Source organism: Pseudalkalibacillus decolorationis (assembly GCF_024609785.1).
GTDB lineage: Bacteria > Bacillota > Bacilli > Bacillales > Fictibacillaceae > Pseudalkalibacillus > Pseudalkalibacillus decolorationis.
This window is the reverse complement of sequence record NZ_JANHJQ010000038.1, coordinates 1-23121: the sequence shown is the minus strand read 5'-3', so window position 1 is coordinate 23121 and position 23121 is coordinate 1. Positions and strand designations below refer to the sequence as shown.

The 23121-nt window shown below is 40.1% G+C and carries 21 protein-coding genes and 1 rRNA gene; 9 read left to right on the top strand and 13 right to left on the bottom strand.

Annotated elements, in window-relative coordinates:
• Positions 1-27: 27 nt before the first annotated feature.
• The 13 genes from NON16_RS22855 to rpmH all read right to left on the bottom strand — a co-directional run bounded on the left by NON16_RS22855 (position 28) and on the right by rpmH (position 11060).
• Complete coding sequence (locus NON16_RS22855) at positions 28-756, bottom strand: DUF554 domain-containing protein (RefSeq protein ID WP_257351718.1); 729 nt, start codon at positions 754-756, stop codon at positions 28-30.
• Between the two features lie 230 nt (positions 757-986).
• A complete protein-coding gene (locus NON16_RS22850; RefSeq protein ID WP_257351717.1) occupies positions 987-1835 on the bottom strand; it encodes a ParB/RepB/Spo0J family partition protein in 849 nt (282 codons plus the stop codon).
• Entirely contained in the window at positions 1828-2589 is a 762-nt protein-coding gene (locus tag NON16_RS22845; RefSeq protein ID WP_257351716.1) for a ParA family protein, read from the bottom strand. The genes NON16_RS22850 and NON16_RS22845 overlap by 8 nt, the downstream gene beginning before the upstream one ends.
• Positions 2590-2791: 202 nt before the next feature.
• A complete protein-coding gene (locus NON16_RS22840) occupies positions 2792-3133 on the bottom strand; it encodes a YflT domain-containing protein (protein WP_257351715.1) in 342 nt (113 codons plus the stop codon).
• 255 nt (positions 3134-3388) lie between these two features.
• Positions 3389-4264: a nucleoid occlusion protein gene (gene noc / locus NON16_RS22835; RefSeq protein ID WP_257351714.1), complete on the bottom strand. Its 876-nt coding sequence runs from the start codon at positions 4262-4264 to the stop codon at positions 3389-3391.
• Positions 4265-4397: 133 nt separating this feature from the next.
• Positions 4398-5111: a 16S rRNA (guanine(527)-N(7))-methyltransferase RsmG gene (gene rsmG / locus NON16_RS22830; protein WP_257351712.1), complete on the bottom strand. Its 714-nt coding sequence runs from the start codon at positions 5109-5111 to the stop codon at positions 4398-4400.
• A 12-nt stretch (positions 5112-5123) separates the two neighbouring features.
• Positions 5124-7013, bottom strand: a complete 1890-nt coding sequence (gene mnmG / locus NON16_RS22825) for a tRNA uridine-5-carboxymethylaminomethyl(34) synthesis enzyme MnmG (protein ID WP_257351711.1) — start codon at positions 7011-7013, stop codon at positions 5124-5126.
• Positions 7014-7040: 27 nt separating this feature from the next.
• On the bottom strand, positions 7041-8417 hold the full coding sequence (gene mnmE / locus NON16_RS22820) for a tRNA uridine-5-carboxymethylaminomethyl(34) synthesis GTPase MnmE (RefSeq protein WP_257351710.1): 1377 nt from the start codon (positions 8415-8417) through the stop codon (positions 7041-7043).
• A 297-nt stretch (positions 8418-8714) separates the two neighbouring features.
• Positions 8715-9338, bottom strand: a complete 624-nt coding sequence (jag, locus tag NON16_RS22815) for an RNA-binding cell elongation regulator Jag/EloR (protein WP_257351709.1) — start codon at positions 9336-9338, stop codon at positions 8715-8717.
• Positions 9335-10114, bottom strand: a complete 780-nt coding sequence (spoIIIJ, locus tag NON16_RS22810) for a YidC family membrane integrase SpoIIIJ (protein WP_257351708.1) — start codon at positions 10112-10114, stop codon at positions 9335-9337. The genes jag and spoIIIJ overlap by 4 nt, the downstream gene beginning before the upstream one ends.
• 87 nt (positions 10115-10201) lie before the next feature.
• On the bottom strand, positions 10202-10435 hold the full coding sequence (gene yidD, locus NON16_RS22805) for a membrane protein insertion efficiency factor YidD (RefSeq protein ID WP_257351707.1): 234 nt from the start codon (positions 10433-10435) through the stop codon (positions 10202-10204).
• Positions 10436-10439: 4 nt separating this feature from the next.
• Entirely contained in the window at positions 10440-10790 is a 351-nt protein-coding gene (gene rnpA, locus NON16_RS22800; RefSeq protein WP_257351705.1) for a ribonuclease P protein component, read from the bottom strand.
• A gap of 135 nt (positions 10791-10925) precedes the next feature.
• A complete protein-coding gene (rpmH, locus tag NON16_RS22795; RefSeq protein WP_257351704.1) occupies positions 10926-11060 on the bottom strand; it encodes a 50S ribosomal protein L34 in 135 nt (44 codons plus the stop codon).
• A 955-nt stretch (positions 11061-12015) separates the two neighbouring features.
• Between rpmH and dnaA the strand changes: the two genes are divergently transcribed.
• The 9 genes from dnaA to NON16_RS22750 all read left to right on the top strand — a co-directional run.
• Complete coding sequence (gene dnaA / locus NON16_RS22790) at positions 12016-13371, top strand: chromosomal replication initiator protein DnaA (protein ID WP_257351703.1); 1356 nt, start codon at positions 12016-12018, stop codon at positions 13369-13371.
• 239 nt (positions 13372-13610) lie between these two features.
• A complete protein-coding gene (gene dnaN / locus NON16_RS22785; protein ID WP_257351701.1) occupies positions 13611-14753 on the top strand; it encodes a DNA polymerase III subunit beta in 1143 nt (380 codons plus the stop codon).
• An 83-nt stretch (positions 14754-14836) separates the two neighbouring features.
• Positions 14837-15049, top strand: a complete 213-nt coding sequence (gene yaaA, locus NON16_RS22780) for a S4 domain-containing protein YaaA (protein ID WP_257351700.1) — start codon at positions 14837-14839, stop codon at positions 15047-15049.
• 14 nt (positions 15050-15063) lie between these two features.
• Entirely contained in the window at positions 15064-16185 is a 1122-nt protein-coding gene (recF, locus tag NON16_RS22775; protein ID WP_257351699.1) for a DNA replication/repair protein RecF, read from the top strand.
• 10 nt (positions 16186-16195) lie between these two features.
• Positions 16196-16462, top strand: coding sequence for an extracellular matrix regulator RemB (gene remB / locus NON16_RS22770; protein WP_257351698.1), 267 nt, complete (start codon positions 16196-16198; stop codon positions 16460-16462).
• Between the two features lie 55 nt (positions 16463-16517).
• Entirely contained in the window at positions 16518-18437 is a 1920-nt protein-coding gene (gene gyrB, locus NON16_RS22765; RefSeq protein ID WP_257351697.1) for a DNA topoisomerase (ATP-hydrolyzing) subunit B, read from the top strand.
• Between the two features lie 59 nt (positions 18438-18496).
• Positions 18497-21091, top strand: coding sequence for a DNA gyrase subunit A (gyrA, locus tag NON16_RS22760; RefSeq protein ID WP_257351696.1), 2595 nt, complete (start codon positions 18497-18499; stop codon positions 21089-21091).
• A 428-nt stretch (positions 21092-21519) separates the two neighbouring features.
• A complete protein-coding gene (locus NON16_RS22755; RefSeq protein WP_257351695.1) occupies positions 21520-22581 on the top strand; it encodes an HD-GYP domain-containing protein in 1062 nt (353 codons plus the stop codon).
• A gap of 398 nt (positions 22582-22979) precedes the next feature.
• Positions 22980-23121: ribosomal RNA gene (locus NON16_RS22750) — 16S ribosomal RNA — on the top strand; the annotation flags it as partial.

The following is a 23121-nucleotide window of genomic DNA, read 5'->3' as shown; positions in this document are numbered from 1 at the left end:
CGAGCCCCTTCCACTTTAACATGAATTTTAAAACGGCCACATATCGAGAATATTTTCTTTATATTGTAGTGCATAAACGAGAATTCCTGTTATGAGCAAGCTTGGAAGCAGATTAACCACCTTAACAGAGATGATTTTTAGTAAGTTTAGGCCAATCGCACATATAAGAATTCCACCGGTAGCTGTTAGTTCGGTAATTAAAATTTCTAGTTGTTCCGGACTGAATAAATTGTGAATTTGAGTTGCAAGTAAAGCAATCGTACCTTGATAAAGAATGACCGGTATTGCTGAGAAAACAACACCGAACCCTAATGTAGTAGCGAAAATCATTGCAATAAACGCATCAATTAACGATTTCGTATAAAGAATTTGATGGTCATGTCTAAGCCCACTATCTAAGGCACCAACAACCGATAATGCTCCAATAACAAACACGAGTGTAGCTGTGACGAATGCCTTCGAAACACTTCCCTGTTTTTGTGCACCTGATTTCATTTCAATCCACGCACCCAGCTGATTAAGCCGATTATCTAATCGCAAACGTTCTCCAACAACCCCACCAAAAGCTAAACTAATGATCACGATAAGAATATGTTCACTTTGAAGCCCCATATCGATTCCAAGCACGACCACTGTTAATCCCATCGCCTGCATAACGATTGTCTTCGTATTTTCAGGTATTCGTGTGAAAATAAGACCTAATAAAGTTCCAACCGCAATCGCTATTCCATTTACTATCGTTCCGAGTAATACCAAAGGTGCACCTCCACTATCCTATCTTTTGACAAGCATCCAGTATGAATAAGGTAACGTATTTATATTTTCTTAACGAGTTAAAAAAAGAACTGACTCTTCGCAAGATTGATTTGCAATCTCAGTCAGCCCCGGCAGAAGCCTTTTTGAAGATTGTTCAATCCATTTTGAGTCAGTCTCTAGTCTATACATTAAGAAATTTCTGATACAAAACTACTATTGTCAGATCTTCTTTACCGATTTCCTTCCAACAACTCTAAGATTCTTTCCAAATCATCATTCGAGAAGAAATCAATTTCAATTTTCCCTTTTTGTTTACTTTGTTTTATTGTAACAGACGTTCCGTACCGTTCCCGTAAGGTTGCTTCCTTCTCCTTAACAAAAATCGGTTTCTGCTTTTTATGTTTATTTGTTTCACGTGAAACACTTTCATTCAACCGTTGTACGAGTTTTTCGACTTGGCGAACACTAAGGTTTTCTTTCATGATCTTTTGGACAAGAGGGCTAATTTTCCTTTTACTTTTTAAAGCGAGTAGTGCCCGCCCATGCCCCATTGTTAGTTTCTTTTCAGCTAATAATTGCTGTACGAGAGATGGGAGCTGCAATAGCCGTAAATGATTCGCAATATGAGGCCGACTTTTTCCTAGTCGCTTCGACAATTGCTCCTGGGTAAGCTCTAATTCTTGCATTAAACTTGCATAAGCTTGGCCTTCTTCAACCGGGTTTAAATCTTCTCGCTGAAGGTTTTCAATTAACGCAAGCTCCATCATTTTTTGTTCATCAAGATCCTTCACCATTACCGGAATCTTCTCTAACCCAGCTTCTTTTGCTGCGCGGTAGCGCCGTTCCCCGACGACAATCTCATACCCTTTAATGCTTTTTCGAACGACAATTGGTTGTAGGATCCCGTGGGCTTTAATCGAATCTCTCAATTCTTCAATTGCCTTTTTATCAAAGGTTTTACGTGGTTGATAAGGATTCGGTCGTACTTCACTGATCTTTATTTCTTGGATCTCCTGCTCTGTCTCAGATTCATCGACTTGAAAAATTGCATTAATCCCTTTACCGAGTCCTCTACCCATTTGCCATCACTTCCTTTGCGAGGTCTAAATAAACTTCAGCTCCTCGGGATTTCGGATCATATATAATGATCGGTTTTCCATGACTTGGAGCTTCACTTAAACGAACATTACGAGGGATAATAGTCCCATATACCTTATCCTGAAAGTACTTTTTCACTTCATCAATGACTTGAATTCCGAGATTTGTCCTCGCATCAAACATGGTTAATAGGACGCCTTCAATCATAAGTTGTGTATTTAAATGTTTCTGCACAAGCCTAACCGTATTTAACAGCTGGCTAAGTCCTTCAAGTGCATAATACTCACACTGCACTGGAATCAAAACAGCATCTGCCGCCGTTAGTGAATTAATCGTTAATAAGCCCAATGATGGAGGGCAATCAATGATTATGTAGTCAAATTGATCTGAAATTTGCTCAATCGCACGCTTTAATCGAACCTCACGCGAGATGGTTGGGACCAGCTCAATCTCCGCACCCGCAAGCTGAATGGATGATGGAATTGCGTAAAGACCTTCTACGTTTGTTTGTTGAACAACTTTATGAGCATCAAGGTCATCGACAAGAACATCATAGATACATTGATCGATATCCCCTTTGTCAATACCGATTCCACTTGTGGCGTTACCCTGAGGATCGATATCGATAAGCAGCACTTTTTCCCCCAGGTATGCGAGACACGCACCGAGGTTTACTGACGTGGTTGTTTTGCCAACGCCACCTTTTTGATTGGCAATTGCTATGACTTTCGCCACAATGTCACCTACCCTTACCCTTCACTTCTTTGTCTATTATTTTATCATGAAAACTCTTGATCGGATGCCCTTTCTCATAAATAAACAAAAGATATCTATCATTCAATGAATATTCTCAGTGAATTTATAGCCAGAAAACATACGTAAAACCGCTCGATCCCCTCGAACGGTTTAGAAATAAAGTTGTTTAGTTTTAAGTCCCTTAAAACTTGACTTCATCTTGATTTGTTACCACTAATAACATTTTTCCCTTGTCTAACTCTTCTTCTAGTTTTTCAGCCTTGGAAGAGTCAAATCCAATTTCCCTCATCTTGGACCTTAACTTCTCATCTTTACTTCTAAATACATTTTTTGTTGCAGTACCTACCCCTGTTACTTTGACACCAATCTTATTGGCATCTGTTTCCTTTTTCGTACGTCTAACATGATCATTATCATGAGCGAGAATATAAATATCATCATCTCGAATGCCGTCTTTTCTAAGCTTATCAATTGATTCACTCAAACTTTCATCGTTATGGAATATTTTAAATTTAGGTTTCAATTAAATCTCCTCCTTACAACAAACAAATACCCGATTGTAAAACATTTTAAACAATAGACCCACCAATGAGATATTATCCTTTTATGAATTGCCTAAAATTGAAGTAGTTTAGGGTTTTTACAGCTTTTGTTGCAAAGAAAAAAGAGGAAGACTCTTTATAGGCCAGGTTCTTCTGTAGTGGATGTGCTTCTAATCCCTGCCCTTGAGTTGATCCTCTATGTGACAATTACTGTCAAAGTAAATGAATCTTGGAATCTATCTTTTTGGTATACGAATCGTAATCTGATAGTAGTCTTCTAAATCCTCTTCTTGTGTATCAATTGATAGACCCGTTTGGTGGACCATATCAATGGATTGGCGAATGGTATTCATTGCTAGCCGAGTATCCTTACTAACAGATTTTCGTTTTGGTTTTGGTTTCTTTGCTTCCTTTTCCGTTTCGAGCATACGTTTAATTCGTTCTTCGGTTTGTTTAACATTTAATCCTTTTTCCTTAATTTCAGTGAGGATCTGTTCCTGTCTTTCAGGTGTTTTCAACGAAATAAGTGCTCTAGCATGTCGCTCGGTTATTTCCTTATTGAGAAGTGCATGCTGAACCAGATCAGGTAGCTTTAATAGGCGTAGCTTATTAGCAATCGTTGACTGACCCTTTCCAAGTCGCTGTGCAAGGCTTTCTTGTGTTAACCCATGTAACTCTATTAATTTTGCGTAGGCAGTTGCTTCTTCTATTGCGGAAAGTTCTTCCCGCTGTAAATTCTCAATCAATGCAATCGAGGCAGTTTGTGATTCATTAAACGCTTTAACAATAGCTGGAATCGTTGGCCAGCCGAGTTTTTGAACAGCGCGATAGCGGCGCTCCCCTGCAATAATTTCGTATTGATGATCATGACGGCGAACGACAATGGGCTGAATGATGCCATGTGTCTTAATCGTTTGTGACAACTCTTCAATACGCTCGTCGATAAAGACTGTACGAGGTTGATAACGGTTCGGCACAATTTCATCGATAGGTATTTGAAGTACTTCTTCGTTTCCACTGTACTCTTCATCATTTTTTACCGAAACTACTTCTTCTGCTTCTTCGGTCGCTTTGTCTCCCACTCCAAACAAACGTGAAAACGGATGTTTCATCTCTCTACACCACCTTTACCAAACTCCATAGATAACTTTCTACAGACCAGACCCTTTTTCCTTCACTTTGTATCATCTTTTCTTCCGACAGCATTCTCTCGACAATTTTCGTTGTTTCACGTGGAACACAGTATTATAAAGGGTTTCGATTCGGCGTCCCGGGTTTTCGAGGATACTTTTTCGGTGTTGTCTTTTGTTTCTGGATAAAAATTAGGTTTCGTTCACTTTCCTCAAATGGAAGGTGAAATTGTTCGATCCTGTCTAATTTTCCACCTAATAGCTTGATTGCGTACGTGGCTGCTTCATATTCATCATAGGCATTGGCTGCTTTCATCGCAAGAAACACGCCATTTTTCTTAACAAGCGGCAAGCAAAGCTCAGATAAGACAGACATTCTCGCCACAGCTCTTGCTGTGACCACATCGTATAATTCCCGATGATTCGCCTTTTTCGCAAATGTTTCAGCACGATCATGAAAAAAATGAGTTCCTGTTAAATGTAAGGATTTACTGAGGTGCTCAAGAAAACTGATTCGCTTATTAAGTGAATCAACGATTGTAATATCAAGGTCAGGGAAACAGATTTTTAAAGGAATGCTAGGGAATCCAGCTCCTGCTCCAACATCACAAAGTGTTTGGACTTTGGTAAAATCAAAATAAAATGCGGCAGCTACAGAATCGTAAAAATGTTTCAAATAGACCTCTTCACGCTCTGTAATCGCGGTTAAATTCATTTTTTCGTTCCATTTTACAAGTGTGTGAAAATATGTATCGAATTGACCAAGCTGATAGGGAGAAAGGGAAATTCCTTTCTCCTCCAGCTGTTGTTGAAATTGTTCGGTATTCATGGGAAACCCCCGTTATTTGGCTATTTTTGCAATCCTACCTTGTTCAAGATAAACGAGAAGGATGGATATATCAGAAGGATTTACCCCTGAAACTCTTGACGCCTGACCTACCGATAATGGTCGTACTTCTGATAGTTTCTGCTTCGCTTCTGTCGCTAATCCATTAATAGCTAAGTAATCTATAGCATCAGGAATTTTTTTATTATTCATCTTGTTCATCTTTTCAACCTGCTGTAATTGTTTATCAATGTAACCAGCATACTTCGTCTGTATTTCAACCTGTTCTCCTACTACAGGGTCGATTTCAGATTCAGCAGGTACCACTTTTGCAATGACATCATAGGTTACTTCAGGACGTCTTAGTAAAGCTGCAGCACTTGTAGGTTCTTTTAATGGACTACTACCAATCTCGCCAAGAATCTCTTGCAATTGATCAGAAGGCTTGATCGATGTATGCTCTATGCGGTCTATTTCTTCGGCAATTTGCTGTTTTTTTAAGGTGAAACGAGCATTTCGTTCTTCAGAAATTAAACCAATGCGATGACCGATCTCTGTCAATCTTAAGTCTGCATTATCATGACGAAGCAATAAACGGTACTCTGCACGAGAGGTTAATAAGCGATACGGCTCATTTGTTCCTTTTGTGACAAGGTCATCAATTAAGACACCGATATATGCTTCTGAACGGTCTAGTATCACCGGTTCTTCTCCTTTTGCTTTTCTTGCAGCGTTAATTCCTGCCATAATCCCTTGACCTGCAGCTTCTTCATACCCACTCGTTCCATTCAACTGTCCGGCAGTAAAGAGGTTTCTGACCAACTTTGTTTCGAGTGATGGCCATAATTGAGTAGGTACAATAGCATCGTACTCAATCGCATAACCCGCACGCATCATTTCAGCCTTCTCAAGCCCAGCAATCGTCTTCAACATATTTCGTTGGACGTCTTCTGGCAGGCTTGTGGAGAGCCCCTGTACATAAACTTCCTCGGTATTTCGCCCTTCAGGCTCGAGAAAAATCTGATGTCTTGGTTTATCATTAAACCGAACAATTTTATCCTCAATCGACGGGCAATAACGCGGTCCTGTTCCCTCGATCATACCAGAGTACATCGGTGATCGTTCAAGGTTATTGTTAATTAACTCATGCGTCACTTCCCCTGTATACGTCAGCCAACAAGGAATTTGATCCATGATAAATTCAGTCGTTTCATAGGAAAAGGCACGTGGAACATCGTCACCTGGTTGTATTTCTGTCTTACTATAGTCAATTGTGTTTGCGTTAATCCGAGGCGGCGTCCCTGTTTTGAAACGGACCATGTTAAATCCAAGGTCTGTTAAATTATGAGACAGGTTAATCGCTGGCTGCATGTTGTTTGGACCACTTTCATACGTAAGCTCACCGATAATAATCTTCCCTCTTAAATACGTACCTGTCGTCACAACAACGGTATTTGCATAATACGCAGATCCTGTTTTTGTAACTACTCCCTTACAGACACCATCTTCTACGATTAATTCTTCAACCATTCCTTGACGTAATGTTAGGTTTTCAGTCTGTTCGAGTGTTTTTTTCATTTCATTTTGATACAAAACCTTGTCCGCTTGGGCACGTAAGGCTCGAACCGCTGGACCCTTACCCGTATTTAACATACGCATTTGGATGTGTGTTTTGTCTATATTCCGGGCCATTTCACCACCAAGTGCATCAATTTCTCGTACAACGATACCTTTGGCTGGACCACCGACAGAAGGGTTACAAGGCATGTACGCAATTGTATCGAGATTCAATGTCAAAACAAGCGTATTTGCACCCATTCTCGCCGAAGCTAGAGCCGCTTCTACCCCAGCGTGCCCTGCACCGATAACAACCACATCATACTTCCCCGCTTCATATTGTTTCACGAAACATCAACCTCCTTTACTAGATATTTATTTTCCGAGACAAAATTGAGAGAACAACTGATCAATTAAGCTTTCTGATACCGTATCTCCGACAATTTCTCCTAAAATTTCCCACGTTCTCGTAATATCAATTTGAACCATATCAACAGGCAACCCTGCATCTATTCCATTTAAAGATTCCTCGAGCGTTCGTTTTGCTTGCTTTAATAACGCTATATGCCTTGAATTCGACACGTACGTCATATCCCCTGATTCCACGGATCCGGTAAAAAAGAGTTCTTTAATCGATTCTTCTAATTCATTAATTCCTTGCTCTTCTTTAATTGAGGTGGAGACAATCGGATGTGTTCCGGCAAGCTGATGAACCTTTTCATGATCAATCTGTTGCGTAAGATCTGTTTTGTTTACAATAACGATGACATCCATTCCCCGAACGGCTTCAAATAATTTTTCATCCTCTTCTGCTAAAACTTCTCCAGAATTGAGAACAAGTAGAATCAAATCTGCTTCCTTTAGAACCTTCCTGGAGCGTTCAACCCCAATACGTTCGACAAGATCCTCGGGTTCACGAATTCCAGCTGTATCTACTAATCGAAGTGGAACTCCACGTACGTTAACATATTCTTCGATAACATCTCGGGTCGTTCCAGGTATATCTGTTACAATTGCTTTATTTTCATGGACAAGACTATTTAATAAGGATGATTTCCCAACGTTTGGCCTACCAATAATGACAGTCGACAAGCCTTCTCTTAAAATCTTTCCCTGTTCTGCCGTCTGTAATAGCTTTTCGACTTCCCTTTTCACCTCTGTAAGCTTTTCAGTGAGTAACTGATGGGTCATTTCCTCAGCATCGTACTCTGGGTAGTCGATGTTCACTTCAACGTGGGCGACCGTTTCGAGCAATGTTTGTCGAAGAGTGTGTATCAACTTCGACAGCCTACCTTCCATTTGATTTATCGCAACATTCATTGCCCTATCCGTTTTTGCACGGATTAAATCCATGACGGCCTCTGCCTGAGATAGATCAATTCGTCCGTTTAAAAAAGCTCGTTTCGTGAATTCTCCAGGTTCGGCAATACGGGCTCCATTATTTAAAGCTATTTCTAATACACGGTTGACCGAAACAAGTCCACCATGACAGTTCATTTCGACAACATCCTCACGTGTAAACGTTTTTGGAGCCTTCATCACTGTCACCATTACTTCTTCTGCCTTTTCATCTGTATCTGGGTCAATGATATAACCATAATGAATCGTATGGCTATCTACTTCCTTTAATGGTTTCTTTCCTCTAAACATCCGATCAGCGATATGAAGAGCTTCCTCACCACTTAGACGAACGATCGCAATGGCTGCTTCCCCCATCGGTGTGGAAATGGCAGCGATTGTATCTCCTTCCATGGATTTCACCTCTTTTCTTCCTTCTAGGTTAACCGATTTTTGTACTTTTTAACATTATAGAATAGCAAACTTTCTGCAATTATTGATCGGTATTAAATCTCAATGTCGTTATCCACAGTGGATAACTTTCAAACTTGATTTTATCTATTATCCACAACACCTTAGTTTAGACCTTTCACGGTAAATAATCAATAGTGGTCGAGTGGCTGCGGTGTTGGAGCCTAAACATTACATCTTTTCAAAACCATAAAAAAAACTGACCCGAATTAATGGGGTCAGTATGAATTTACTACTCTATTATAAGTGATTATTAGGTGTAATAATAACCCGGCGATGTGGTTCCGCACCTTCAGAAGTGGTTTCCACCTTACCATGTTCCTTTAACGTCAAGTGAATCACCTTCCGTTCGAGTGAGGGCATCGGTTCGAGCGATACACTTTTATTGATTTTTAACGCTTTAGAAGCTAAACGATGAGCAAGTTTCTCTAGTGTTTCTTTTCGTCTTTCACGATAGTTCTCCGCGTCTAGGATGATACGCTTGTACTCTTTTGACGTTCGGTTTGCAACAAGATTTGTTAAGTACTGAAGAGAGTTAAGTGTTTGACCACGCTTTCCGATTAAAATGGCAATTTTTTCACTGCTCATTTCAAAAACAGTACCTTCTTCCTCTTCTTTTAACGTAATCGTCACTTCAACACCCATATTAGCAGCAACATCTTTAAGAAACTGAGCTGCTTCTTCTACTGGATTTTGAATTAAAGTAACTTCAACGACAGCTGGTTTAAAACCAAGTCCAAGAAACCCCTTTTTTGATTCTTCTAAAATGGTAATCTCTACTTGATCTCGTGATGCCTGAAGTTTTAGGAGTCCTTCTTCTACCGCTTCTTCAACTGACTTGCTCGTTATCGTTATTTGCTTCACTTTTTCGCGCCCCCTGTATCATTACTATCCTTTTCCTTATTTTTCATAGGAAGGGTAATAAAATAGGTTTGTGCAATCATGAAGATATTTCCGACCACCCAATATAGAGATAATGCTGCCGGAAACGAAACCGCAAATACAACAATCATAACCGGCATAATATATAGCAGCATCTTCATTTGTGGGTTCGCGCTACTATCCATGCCGCCCATCATAATTTTTTGTTGCAGGTAAGTTGTAAGTCCAGCGACCAATGGAAGGATGTAATAAGGATCTGCACTTCCAAGGTCAAACCACAAAAAGTTATGTTCCGATATCGCTTCTGTTCTCATGATTGCATGGTAAAACCCTAATAAAATCGGCATTTGGATAATTAATGGCATACACCCTGCCAAAGGATTTGCACCACGTTTTTGAAACAGTTGCATTGTTTCTTGCTGAAGCTTTTGTTGCGTTTTCTGGTCTTTCGAGCTGTATTTTTCACGCAATGCCTTGATCTCAGGTTGTATTCGTTGCATCATAATTGAGCTTTTCGTCTGCTTAATCATTAATGGCAAGAGAACAAAACGGATCAAAAGGGTTACTACGATAATTGAGAGACCGTAGTTTTCATTGAAAAAATCAGCCACCTCGGTGATTAGCCATGATAATGGATAAACGACATATTCATCCCAGAAGCCTGTACTCTTTTCGGTGATTGGTTCATTAAGAGAACAGCCGGCAAGGACTGCTACTAGAAAAAGTGTCGTTATTACTAAGCCTATTCTCTTTCCCACTTGCTAAATCCTCCTTACAACATTACCTTCATGAAAAATGGTATTCCCGTTACGCTGATAAATATGGAATTTCACTGATATTTATATTCAATCCTGCTTCATCTTATCTTTATCGGGGACTAGATCCACTCCCCCTTGATGAAAGGGATGACATTTCAAAATACGCTTCAATGTGAGCCATCCCCCCTTAACCGCACCGAATCTTTTAATCGCTTCCAATCCGTATGAAGAACAGGTCGGATAAAATCGGCATGTTGGCGGAGTAAATGGTGAGATGCATTTTCGGTAAAATTGAATCAGTACCAGCACTATATGTTTCATACCACTATCTCCTCGACGCCTTCAGTAGCTTTGAACGTTTCATGACATGCATCAAACTGCTCTTTACCTCATGAAAATTCATGGAGGAGGTTGGTTTTCTTGCGATAATCACATAATCATAAGATGTTTTTATCTCATCTTCTAGTTCATGGAAAACTTCACGAACATAGCGTTTAATTCGGTTTCTAGTGACAGCATTTCCGATTTTCTTACTGACCGATAAACCGAGTCTAAAGTATGTCTGTTCCGACTTTTCCATGTAATAAACGACGAATTGACGGTTCGCAAAGGATACACCGTTTCGAAAAACCTCTTGGAATTCTTTATTTTTTTTAATCCGGTGATTCTTGGTCATTCGGATTCACTCCGTAAAGAAAACTTGGGAAAGCCAAGCCTTTGGCGCCGGCTGAGCCTTAGTTGCACTTATACTATAGAAAGTATTTTTATACTTTCTTAACGTGTGAAAAAAGACCACTGATCAACCAGTGGCCTAAGCAGACAATACTTTTCTTCCTTTTCTACGACGGTTCGCAAGGACTCTACGCCCGTTTTTCGTGCTCATACGCGTACGGAATCCGTGTACCTTTTTACGCTTACGATTATTGGGTTGAAATGTTGGTTTCATGTATTACACCTCCCCGAGGATATCAAGTGCTTTTAGACAGTCTTAGTCATTATAAGAACATCTTCTCTATCTGTCAAGTTTCTTCAAGATTCTATTCGTCTTCATCATTTCAGACTTCTGAAATTAAGAAAAGCGCAAGTAAAAAAACGACACATTTTTTGGTATCGTCATTACTTTACAAAAATTATTCTGTTTACAGCACTTTTTCACTTTAAGTGCGTGTTCAAAAAGTAGACGAATCAGAAACAAGAAGTTCAAGGCACGACAGTTTTGAGGACCGGAACGACGAGCGATGCTTGCATGAACGCTGCGAGTTGCACCGAGAAAGCCTGCTTCGAAGAATAAACTTGTAGACGCAGGTGCATATGGAACTTCGACTAAGTACTTCACGTCCTGTGAAAACGTCGAAGTCAGCACGTCCATGTGCAAGTCCGGAAAAACCGAGTAACGTAGAAATTCGCCGTTTATCAGTTGGATACTTTTTGAACAACCTCTTTAATCGACAACATCAGTTCTCTGTGGATAGTTTTCGACGGCATTAGTTATTATCCACACCCCTTATCGACACCTTACACACAAAATCTAGTGTTGTGGAAAACTTTATTCCACAACTTGTTGTGATTGTGGATAACTCAGAAAAATCCATTGCATCTACCGGCTCGTTTTGGTATGATTATTGTGTTTTAACTCGTTCAAAGCTTCCTCAATGAAATAGTTTATCCACATGGTGTGGATAAAGCTGTGGACACTTGTACACTTGTGTGTATAAGCTTGTCCACACATTTGTGTACACAGCGGAAAACTTCTGTTTCTTCTATATTAATAGTTATTCACAATTCCTGTGTAAAGTATAATTATTCATCTATATACGATTCATAGCGTGTACATATGTTGTACAGCTGAAAATAATGATACGGATGGCAATTCATTTTTTTGAAATGAAGGAGGGTGAGAGATGGAGAATATTACAGATTTATGGAATAAGGTCTTATCTGAAATTGAAAAAAAGCTAAGCAAGCCTAGTTTTGAGACTTGGCTGAAGTCAACAACAGCTCATTCATTACAGGAAGACACTTTAGTGGTAACTGCTCCAAACGAGTTTGCACGTGATTGGTTGGAATCTAGATATTCTAATTTGATTTCTGAGACACTACACAACCTTACGGGAGCAAAGTTGACTGTGAAATTTATAATTCCTCAAAATCAATCCCAGGAAGAGTTGGATTTTGAGCAATCGATGAAAAAAAAGCCAAAAGTTAATGTAGATTCAACCGATGAACACCTGACTCAGAGCATGCTGAATCCAAAATATACATTTGATACATTTGTCATTGGATCAGGGAACCGTTTTGCCCATGCTGCATCACTTGCTGTTGCTGAAGCACCGGCAAAAGCTTATAACCCGCTCTTTATATATGGGGGCGTTGGACTCGGAAAAACACACTTAATGCACGCGATTGGACATTACGTAATTGATCATAATCCAGGTGCAAAAGTAGTCTATCTATCATCTGAAAAGTTTACAAATGAATTTATTAATTCCATCCGTGATAATAAAACAGTAGATTTCCGTAATAAATTTCGAAGTGTCGATGTCTTGTTGATTGATGATATTCAGTTCCTCGCCGGAAAAGAACAAACCCAGGAGGAATTTTTCCATACCTTCAACACGTTGCATGAAGAAAGCAAACAAATTGTCATTTCAAGTGATCGTCCACCAAAAGAAATTCCTACGCTGGAGGACCGTTTACGTTCACGTTTTGAATGGGGACTTATTACAGACATTACGCCACCTGATCTGGAGACTCGGATTGCAATTTTACGTAAAAAGGCAAAGGCTGAGGGACTCGATATTCCAAACGAAGTGATGCTTTATATTGCGAACCAGATTGATACGAATATTCGTGAATTAGAAGGCGCTTTAATTCGAGTTGTCGCCTACTCCTCCTTAATTAATCAGGATATGAATGCCGACCTTGCTGCTGAGGCTCTAAAGGACATTATTCCATCTTCAAAGCCAAGAACAATTACAATCTATGATATACAAGAACGTGTTGGCGAACACTTTACTGTGAAACTTGAAGACTTTAAAGCAAAAAAACGAACGAAATCCGTAGCATTCCCCAGGCAAATCGCTATGTATCTTTCTAGGGAATTAACCGATTTCTCCTTACCGAAAATTGGTGAAGAATTTGGCGGTCGTGATCATACTACAGTCATTCATGCTCATGAAAAAATCTCCAGATTACTTGCGACTGATCAACAGTTGCAAAACCAAGTGAAGGAAATCTGTGATTTGTTGAAAAATTAGGCTGTGTACAATTGTGTATAATTTTCAGAGTTCGACTGATTTTATTCACAGTCTATCCACATGTGGAAAACTGTCGTAGCAAGGGTTCGGCTATGGTTATCCACAAAATCACAGGCCCTACTAATATTACTACTATTTTTTTATAAATTAATAAATAATATATACCTGTAATTTAGACATGAAAATGAACGGAATGTCTGGATTCTGAAATAGTCCAGAACTGAGGGGGAAATGAATTCATGAAATTCGTTATGAATCGGGATCAGCTTGTAGATAGTGTACAAGATGTGATGAAAGCCGTTACCACAAGAACAACGATTCCAATCTTGACGGGGATAAAAATTGACGCACACGAAGATGGGGTAACATTAACAGGTAGTGACTCAGATATATCAATTGAGCGATACGTTCCAGCCGAGGAGGAGGACTACCAAAATGTTGAGATCCAAAAGGCTGGAAGCATCGTCTTACAAGCACGTTTTTTCTCAGAAATCGTCAAAAAGTTGCCGGGCTCAAAGGTAGAAATTGAAGTGTATGACAGGTTTGCAACACGAATTCGATCTGGCTCATCTGAATTTAATTTAAATGGACTCGATCCACAGGAATATCCAAGATTACCAGAGGTACAAGCAGATAACCGATTCAGTGTACAGGCGGATTTATTAAGAACAGTGATAAGGCAAACTGTTTTTGCGGTGTCCACCTCAGAAACACGCCCAATCTTGACAGGTGTAAACTGGCATATTGAAGATGGGGTGCTAAATTGCGTGGCAACAGATAGTCATCGACTAGCATCGCGAAGTGCTGCAATAGAAGCCTTATCTGATGAGTTAGTCTTTAACAATGTGGTTATCCCTGGTAAAAGCTTAAATGAATTATCTAAAATTCTTGATGATTCAAGTGAACTTGTCGATATCGTTGTAACCGAGAGCCAAGTTTTATTTAAGGCAAAGAACATCTTTTTTTTCTCAAGATTACTTGATGGGAATTATCCGGATACGTCAAAATTAATTCCAACTGATAGTAAAACAGAGATGGTGATTACGACAAAGGAATTTTTACAAGCCATTGATCGTGCCTCCTTGCTAGCAAGAGAAGGACGAAACAATGTCGTTAAACTTGCAACAATCGAAAACGATCAATTAGAAATTTCCTCGAACTCTCCTGAAATCGGGAAAGTATTCGAACATGTTTCGACAGAATCCCTAGATGGAGAAGAAGTAAAAATTTCATTTAGTGCAAAATATATGATGGATGCGCTAAAAGCAATGGATTGCACAGAAGTGAAAATTAAATTCACTGGTGCCATGCGCCCATTTGTTCTTACTCCATTAGACGAACGAACAATTAAACAACTTATTTTACCTGTTCGAACCTACTAACGAAAAGGGAGCTACTAGTGACACACATGTCCTGGTAGCTTTTCTTTAGAAGATAAGAAAGTATAAAAGAGGAGGTAAAGAAAATGAAAGAAATTCAAATCACGACGGAGTACATTACCCTTGGCCAGTTGCTGAAACAAGCAGATGTGATTCAGTCGGGTGGCATGGTAAAATGGTATTTGGCAGAGCATGAGGTATTCGTAAATGAAGAGCTCGAACAGCGACGTGGTAAGAAGCTGTATGAAGGAGATACCATTACAATACCTGCAGCCGGAACGTTTGTTGTAACACGCTGAATGGGGGTTTCCCTTTGTATCTAGAAGAACTGCAAATCAAAAACTATCGAAATTATGATTCCGAAGTATTGGAATTCAAAGATAATGTCAATGTTTTTATCGGGGAAAATGCCCAAGGGAAAACAAATATCATGGAAGCGATCTATGTCCTTGGGTTTGCAAAATCACATCGAACCCCTCGTGATAAAGAATTAATACGTTGGGACTGTGAGTATGGTAAAATAGAAGGTAGGGTCCAAAAAAGAAACGGTCCATTATCTTTACAAATTGTAATTAGCCAAAAGGGTAAGAAAGCAAAATACAATCACATCGAACAAAGACGATTAACAGACTATATCGGCGCATTGAACATCGTCATGTTTGCACCTGAGGATCTTAACTTAGTAAAGGGAAGTCCTCAGGTGCGACGTCGTTTTATTGATATGGAAATTGGCCAGATCAGTCCACTCTATTTACATCACTTAAACCAATATCAAAAAATTCTTCTGCAACGAAACCATTTGTTAAGAGAATTACAGCGGAAACGAACCAATGAGAACCAAATCATGCTTGATATCCTTACAGAACAGTTGATTGAACAAGCAACTAAGATTGTTCAAAAACGGTATCAATTTCTCGATATGTTAAAAGGATGGGCTGTACCGATCCATCAAGGCATTACAAAAGAGAAAGAATTACTAGAAATCCAATACAAATCGACGGTACATGTATCAGATTCACTAGATATGACGAAAATGATAGAAGAGTATAATGAAAAATTTGATAAAATAAAAGAAAAAGAAATGGAACGCGGTACGACGATGGCCGGGCCCCACCGTGATGACCTCGTTCTTTATGTGAATGGAAAGGATGTGCAGACATACGGTTCTCAAGGTCAGCAACGTACAACCGCCCTTTCTTTAAAATTAGCGGAGATCGAATTGATTAAAGCTGAAGTCGGTGAGTATCCCCTTTTGCTGTTAGATGACGTTTTATCGGAGCTTGATGATAGCAGACAATCTCATCTGCTGAACACGATAGAGGGAAAGGTACAAACCTTTGTCACAACGACGAGTGTTGAAGGCATTGAACACAACACGTTAAAGAACGCTAGCCTATTTGATGTTCATCAAGGGACTGCAACGATTGTAAAGTGAGGTGATGCATATGTTTATCCATATAGGAGAAAACATGGTCGTACAAGCTAGTAATGTCGTTGCAATCTTTGATTATGAGATTGCCAATGAATCTGAAGAAACGAAAGACTTTCTAAACTATCATTCCAACAATAATAATCTCGTTACAATCAGTCCCGAGTTAATCAAATCGATCGTCTTAACTACAGAAGAGGTGTACTTGTCCCCATTATCTTCAGTAACATTGAAGCGTCGGGCAAAGATTGACCGTAACTTCGAAAGATTACTAAATCGTTGAGGAAGTCGAAAATATATAATTCTTAGCTGTTCGAATAAAGAAGTAGGTGAAAACTATGAGTATTAATCAACAAACTGATAAGCAAGTCTACGATGATAGTCAGATACAAGTACTCGAAGGTCTAGAAGCTGTACGAAAGCGCCCAGGTATGTATATTGGATCTACAAGTAAAAGAGGTCTTCACCACCTAGTCTGGGAAATCGTTGATAATAGTATTGATGAGGCATTGGCGGGTTACTGTACAGAAATTCGTGTAACGGTCGAGAAAGACAACTCCATTTCGGTACAAGATAACGGTCGTGGAATTCCAGTGGGTATGAACGAAAAGATGGGTCGGCCAACTGTTGAAGTAATCATGACTGTTTTACATGCTGGTGGTAAATTTGGAGGCGGCGGTTACAAAGTTTCCGGAGGATTGCACGGTGTTGGCGCATCTGTTGTTAACGCCCTATCCTCTATGCTTGAAGTAAAAGTTCATAGAGACGGGAAAATTCACTACCAAGGTTTTGAACGCGGGGTACCTGTGGAGGATCTGAAAGTCATTGGCGATACCAATATTACGGGTACGGTGACTCATTTTGTTCCAGATACTGAGATTTTTACGGAAACACAAGAATATGACTTTGAAATATTGTCTAACCGTCTACGGGAACTTGCTTTTTTAAATCGTGGATTAACCATTATTGCGGAAGACAAACGCGGTGATCATAAAGAACAGGTTTATCATTACGAAGGCGGTATCAAGTCCTACGTCGAGCATATTAACCGCTCAAAGGAAACCTTGCATGAGCCGATTTTTGTCGAGGGAATGCGTGACGATATTTCTGTTGAGATTGCTGTCCAGTATAACGATAGCTTTGCGAGTAACTTGTATTCCTTTGCGAACAACATTAGCACACATGAAGGTGGAACACATGAATATGGGTTTAAAACTTCTCTAACAAGGGTCATCAACGACTATGCTCGTAAAAACAACTTGTTTAAAGAAGATGGGAACCTTTCTGGGGACGATGTTCGTGAAGGATTGACAGCGATTATATCGATCAAACATCCGGATCCACAATTTGAAGGACAAACGAAAACAAAGCTCGGAAATGCTGAGGCACGCACGGTCACAGAGTCGGTCTTTGGTGAAAAGTTTTCACAATTCCTTTATGAGAATCCGACGACTGCCAAGCAAATCGTTGAAAAAGGAAGTATGGCGTTGCGGGCACGTCTTGCAGCGAAAAAGGCACGTGAGTTAACAAGACGGAAAAGTGCGTTAGAGGTTTCTGCTTTACCAGGAAAATTAGCAGATTGCTCATCAAAAGACGCAGCGATTTCAGAGATTTACATCGTTGAGGGTGACTCTGCAGGTGGATCAGCAAAACAAGGGCGTGATCGTCACTTCCAAGCGATTCTTCCATTGCGAGGAAAAATCATTAATGTCGAGAAAGCACGTCTTGATAAAATTTTATCAAACAATGAAATCCGTGCAATTATCACAGCACTTGGTACAGGGATCGGCGAAGAATTTGATATCTCAAAGGCCCGCTATCATAAAGTCATTATAATGACCGATGCGGATACAGACGGAGCACACATCCGTACATTGCTGCTCACATTCTTCTACCGCTACATGCGTCCGTTGATTGAAAAAGGCTATGTGTATATTGCCCAGCCACCACTTTACAAGATCCAGCAAGGAAAAAAAGTCACCTATGCTTATAACGATAAAGAAAAGGATCGCATTTTAAGTGAGCTTTCCAAGTCACCAAAACCTGGATTGCAACGTTATAAGGGTCTAGGGGAAATGAACCCGACCCAGCTTTGGGAGACGACAATGGACCCTGAGGGGCGGACAACTTTACAAGTTGAACTTCAGGACGCAATTGAAGCCGATGAAATATTCGAGATTTTGATGGGTGACAAAGTTGAACCACGTAGAGATTTTATCCAGGCAAATGCCCAGTATGTCAAAAACCTCGATGTTTAATCGATTATAAAAAAGCTTTTTTACAACGAAGTTAAGAAGTTAATTGGAGGTAGTCGGGAATGGCCGATATCGAACAATCTCGTAAGAAAGAAATCAATATAAGCGAGGAAATTAGAACCTCATTTATGGATTATGCGATGAGCGTTATCGTAAGCCGTGCTCTGCCAGATGTAAGAGACGGCCTTAAACCCGTTCATCGTCGAATTCTATATGCAATGAATGATCTCGGCATGACGGCGGAGAAAGCTTACAAAAAGTCCGCCCGTATTGTCGGAGAAGTTATTGGTAAATACCATCCACACGGTGATACCGCCGTCTATGATGCGATGGTTCGAATGGCACAGGATTTCAACTACAGACAGATGCTAATCGATGGACATGGTAATTTCGGTTCTGTCGACGGAGATGCAGCGGCTGCGATGCGTTATACAGAAGCCCGTATGTCCAAGATCGCAATGGAAATGATCCGTGACATCCACAAAGATACTATAGACTATCGCGAAAACTACGATGGAAGTGAGCACGAACCCGTCGTCTTGCCTGGGCGCTTTCCGAATCTGCTCGTAAATGGTGCAGCAGGGATTGCAGTGGGAATGGCGACCAATATTCCGCCTCATCATTTAGGGGAAGTCATTGATGGTGTTCTCGCATTAAGTCATAATCCTGATATAGATATAACAGAATTAATGGATTATATTCCTGGTCCGGATTTTCCAACTGGTGGTGAAATCTTAGGGCGAGAAGGAATCCGCCGTGCCTATACAACTGGACGCGGCTCGATTATGACCCGCGCGAAGGCTGAAATTGAAGAACGTGATAATGGGAAAAAGGCGATAATCGTCCATGAAATTCCATACCAGGTTAATAAGGCGAAACTTATCGAAAAAATTGCTGAACTTGTTCGTGATAAACGAATTGAAGGCATCTCAGATCTTCGTGATGAGTCGGATCGTAACGGAATGCGGATTGTTATTGAAGTCCGCCGTGATGCGAATGCAAATGTTCTTTTAAATAATTTATACAAGCAGACGGCACTTCAAACGAGCTTCGGTATCAACCTTCTTGCTCTTGTGGATGGACAACCTAAAGTCCTTAACTTGAAGGAATGTCTTTATTATTATTTGAAACACCAACAGGAAGTTATTCGTCGCCGTACAATTTTTGACCTCAAAAAGGCAGAAGCACGTGCACATATTCTTGAAGGATTGCGGATTGCGCTGGACCATATCGATGAAATTATTGCCTTAATCCGAGGCTCACGGACAACCGATATTGCTCGTGATGGACTAATGGAGAATTTCTCGCTATCCCATGAACAAGCACAGGCAATCCTCGATATGAGGTTACAACGTCTTACTGGTCTTGAACGAGATAAAATTGAAGGGGAATATCAGGATCTTTTAAAATTGATTGGCGAATTAAAGGAAATCCTAGCTGATGATGAGAAGGTTCTAGGAATCATCCGCACAGAGTTAACGGAGATCAAAGAGAAGTACGACAATGTTCGTCGTACTGAAATTACGATTGGTGAAAATATGATTGAGGATGAAGACCTCATTCCTCGTCAACAAATCGCAATAACAGTAACGCATAATGGATATATCAAGCGTTTACCACTTTCAACGTACCGTGCACAAAAACGGGGCGGAAGAGGTATTCAAGGAATGGGGACGAACGATGACGATTTCGTTGAACATCTCCTTACAACCAATACGCATAATACGATTTTATTTTTCTCAAATCGTGGAAAGGTCTATCGCCTGAAAGGATATGAAATTCCTGAGCTTGGAAGAACAGCTAAGGGTATTCCGATCATCAACCTTTTACAAATTGAAAAAGGAGAGTCTATCTCTGCGATAATTCCAGTTGAAGAATTTGTCGACGATTGGTATCTCTGCTTTGGAACGAAAGAAGGAATTTGTAAACGTTCAACGTTATCTGCCTTTGCAAATATCAGGCGTGGTGGGCTTTTCGCCATTAACTTACGTGAAGAAGACGAATTAATTAGTGTACGTCTAACGGATGGCAATAAGGATATCATTTTTGGTACAAACAACGGTATGGCTGTTCGATTCGCCGAAACGGACGTTCGATCAATGGGTCGTACGGCAACAGGTGTTAAAGGTATCTCACTCCGAGAAGGCGATTATGTTATTGGTATGGAAATTCTTTCAGAAGAAGAGCGAGATATCCTAATCGTAACGGAGCAAGGATTCGGAAAACGAACACCAATGGACGAATATCGTGTCCAGTCCCGTGGAGGAATTGGACTGCGAACATGCCATATAACAGAACGAAATGGGAACGTGATTGCGCTTAAAACGGTTACTTCAGAACAAGATATCATGATTATTACAACTACAGGGGTTGTAATCCGAATGGCGGCACAAGATATTTCTCAATATGGTAGAAATACACAAGGGGTTCGCCTTATCAAATTAAACGAAGAAGTTGATGTTGCTACGATTGCTATTGTTGATGGTGTTGACGAGGAAGACAATGAGGCACTTGAAAACGATGAAGTTGATTCAACAAAAGCCCTTCAAGAGGATTCGGAAACAACCGATATCAATAGTGAAGAGAATCATTCAGAAGAGAACGACTCAGTTGAGGAAGAAAAAGACAATACAGAAAACGACCCAACCGAAGATTAACGAACCTTGGGATGGCCCAAAAGAGACCTGGTCGACGAATTAAAGTCGACTTTTCTTTTGGGTCATCCTTTTCTTACGAGTAAAGAAAGTATAAAAGTTTGCGGCATGGATGTAATGTCCAGCTTCAGCGCCCAACCACTTGGATCATTTCAGTNGGGTCATCCTTTTCTTACGAGTAAAGAAAGTATAAAAGTTTGCGGCATGGATGTAATGTCCAGCTTCAGCGCCCAACCACTTGGATCATTTCAGTCCTCCTGCGGCGGCAACACACTGATTTACATCATGTGTATTCCCACGCAGGACCAAACAGAGTTTGGTTCGAGCCTCCTCGTCGGTCTTCCAGTGACCTTCGTGGCTAAGCAGGGCGCTTGCGCTTTTCTTACATAAGTAGCAAAGAATTAAATAGATATAGTAAGCGGGGTATTTACATGAGGATTATAGTCGAAAATTTGAAGGCTGGCATAACCCTTGATAATGACGTCTATTCATTAACGAGTCGACCAATCATCAAACAAGGAACAAAGCTTACGGGGGAACACATTCAACTATTGAATGCGTTTTTAATTAAAGATGTAACGATCAAGCCTAGCTCTTTAAAGGAGACAACTACAAATTCAATTGAAGATCTACCAATAATGAAACAGCAAAACGAATTTGATTGTTTATATTCAAATGCTGTTAACACGTATACAAAACTTTTTGCAAACTGGCAAGCAGGGGCAGCTGTGGACATTTACAAATTGCGAAATGTGATCGTTCCGCTAGTTGATTGTGCATTAGAAAATCCCCGAAGGCTATTCTCCTTGCATTATTATTCAAATGTTCAGGATTATATCTATCATCATGCGGTATCAGTAAGTATCATTTCCTCATTGTTAGCGCAACGACTTTCCTTCTCAAGAGGGGATATTACTCAGACTGGATTAGCGGGAGCACTTATTGATTGTGGGATGTCCAAAATTCAACCACGTATCTTAATGAAAAAATCATCTTTAACTACCTCTGAACTTGATGAAGTGAAACAGCACCCTGTTCTTGGTTATCAAATGTTGAAACACACGACCGGTATTAAGGAAGGTGTTCATTTAAGTGTCCTTCAGCATCATGAGCGAGAAGATGGAAGCGGCTATCCACTTTCGACTAAAGGAAAACAAATACATACATTCAGTAGAATTGTCGCAGTTGCAGATGTGTTTCACGCAATGACCTCTGAGCGCTTATACCAGAATAAACAATCCCCATTTAAAGTATTGGAACAAATGCTTTTGGATCAATTCGGTAAGTTTGACCCAAAGGTTTTAAATTTACTTGTTACGGAACTTGCTAATTTTTCAGTTGGTACAAAGGTTTACCTGGATAATGGAAAGTCAGGCGAAATCGTTTTTATTGAACCGCAATCTCCAACTCGACCAATGGTAAAGCTTGACGAAAGTGGAGAAATCCTTGTTTTAAAACAACGGAGGGATCTATACATCGAATCCATACGATAATAATAAGAAATAATGTGGAGTTAGTTCTAACCGATACATGCAAAAGGAGCATGTGATTGTTTGGACTAGCTCTTTTACTTTGTAAGCTTTTTACAGTGTTGATCTTAGATAATTCAATAATTCTACATGTTTTTTAAAATAGGGGTTGTCTAGACTATTTGGACATGGTATAGTTATCAACGTTGCTCTTTTAAACAACTTCTATAACTAATGAAACGAACAACTAATTATTTAAAAATAGTTATTGACGATTGTTCTAAAAGATGTTACATTAGTTAGGTCGCTTCAAAACGACTTAAACAACATAAGCTCTTTGAAAACTGAACAAAAGCCAAGCGTGAAACGGGTTTTTAAAAACCCTGATTAATTTTTTGAAATGAATGAGCAAGTCAAACACTTTATTGGAGAGTTTGATCCTGGCTCAGGACGAACGCTGGCGGCGTGCCTAATACATGCAAGTCGAGCGAACCAACGAGGAGCTTGCTCCTCAGCGGTTAGCGGCGGACGGGTGAGTAACACGTGGGCAACCTGCCTGTAAGA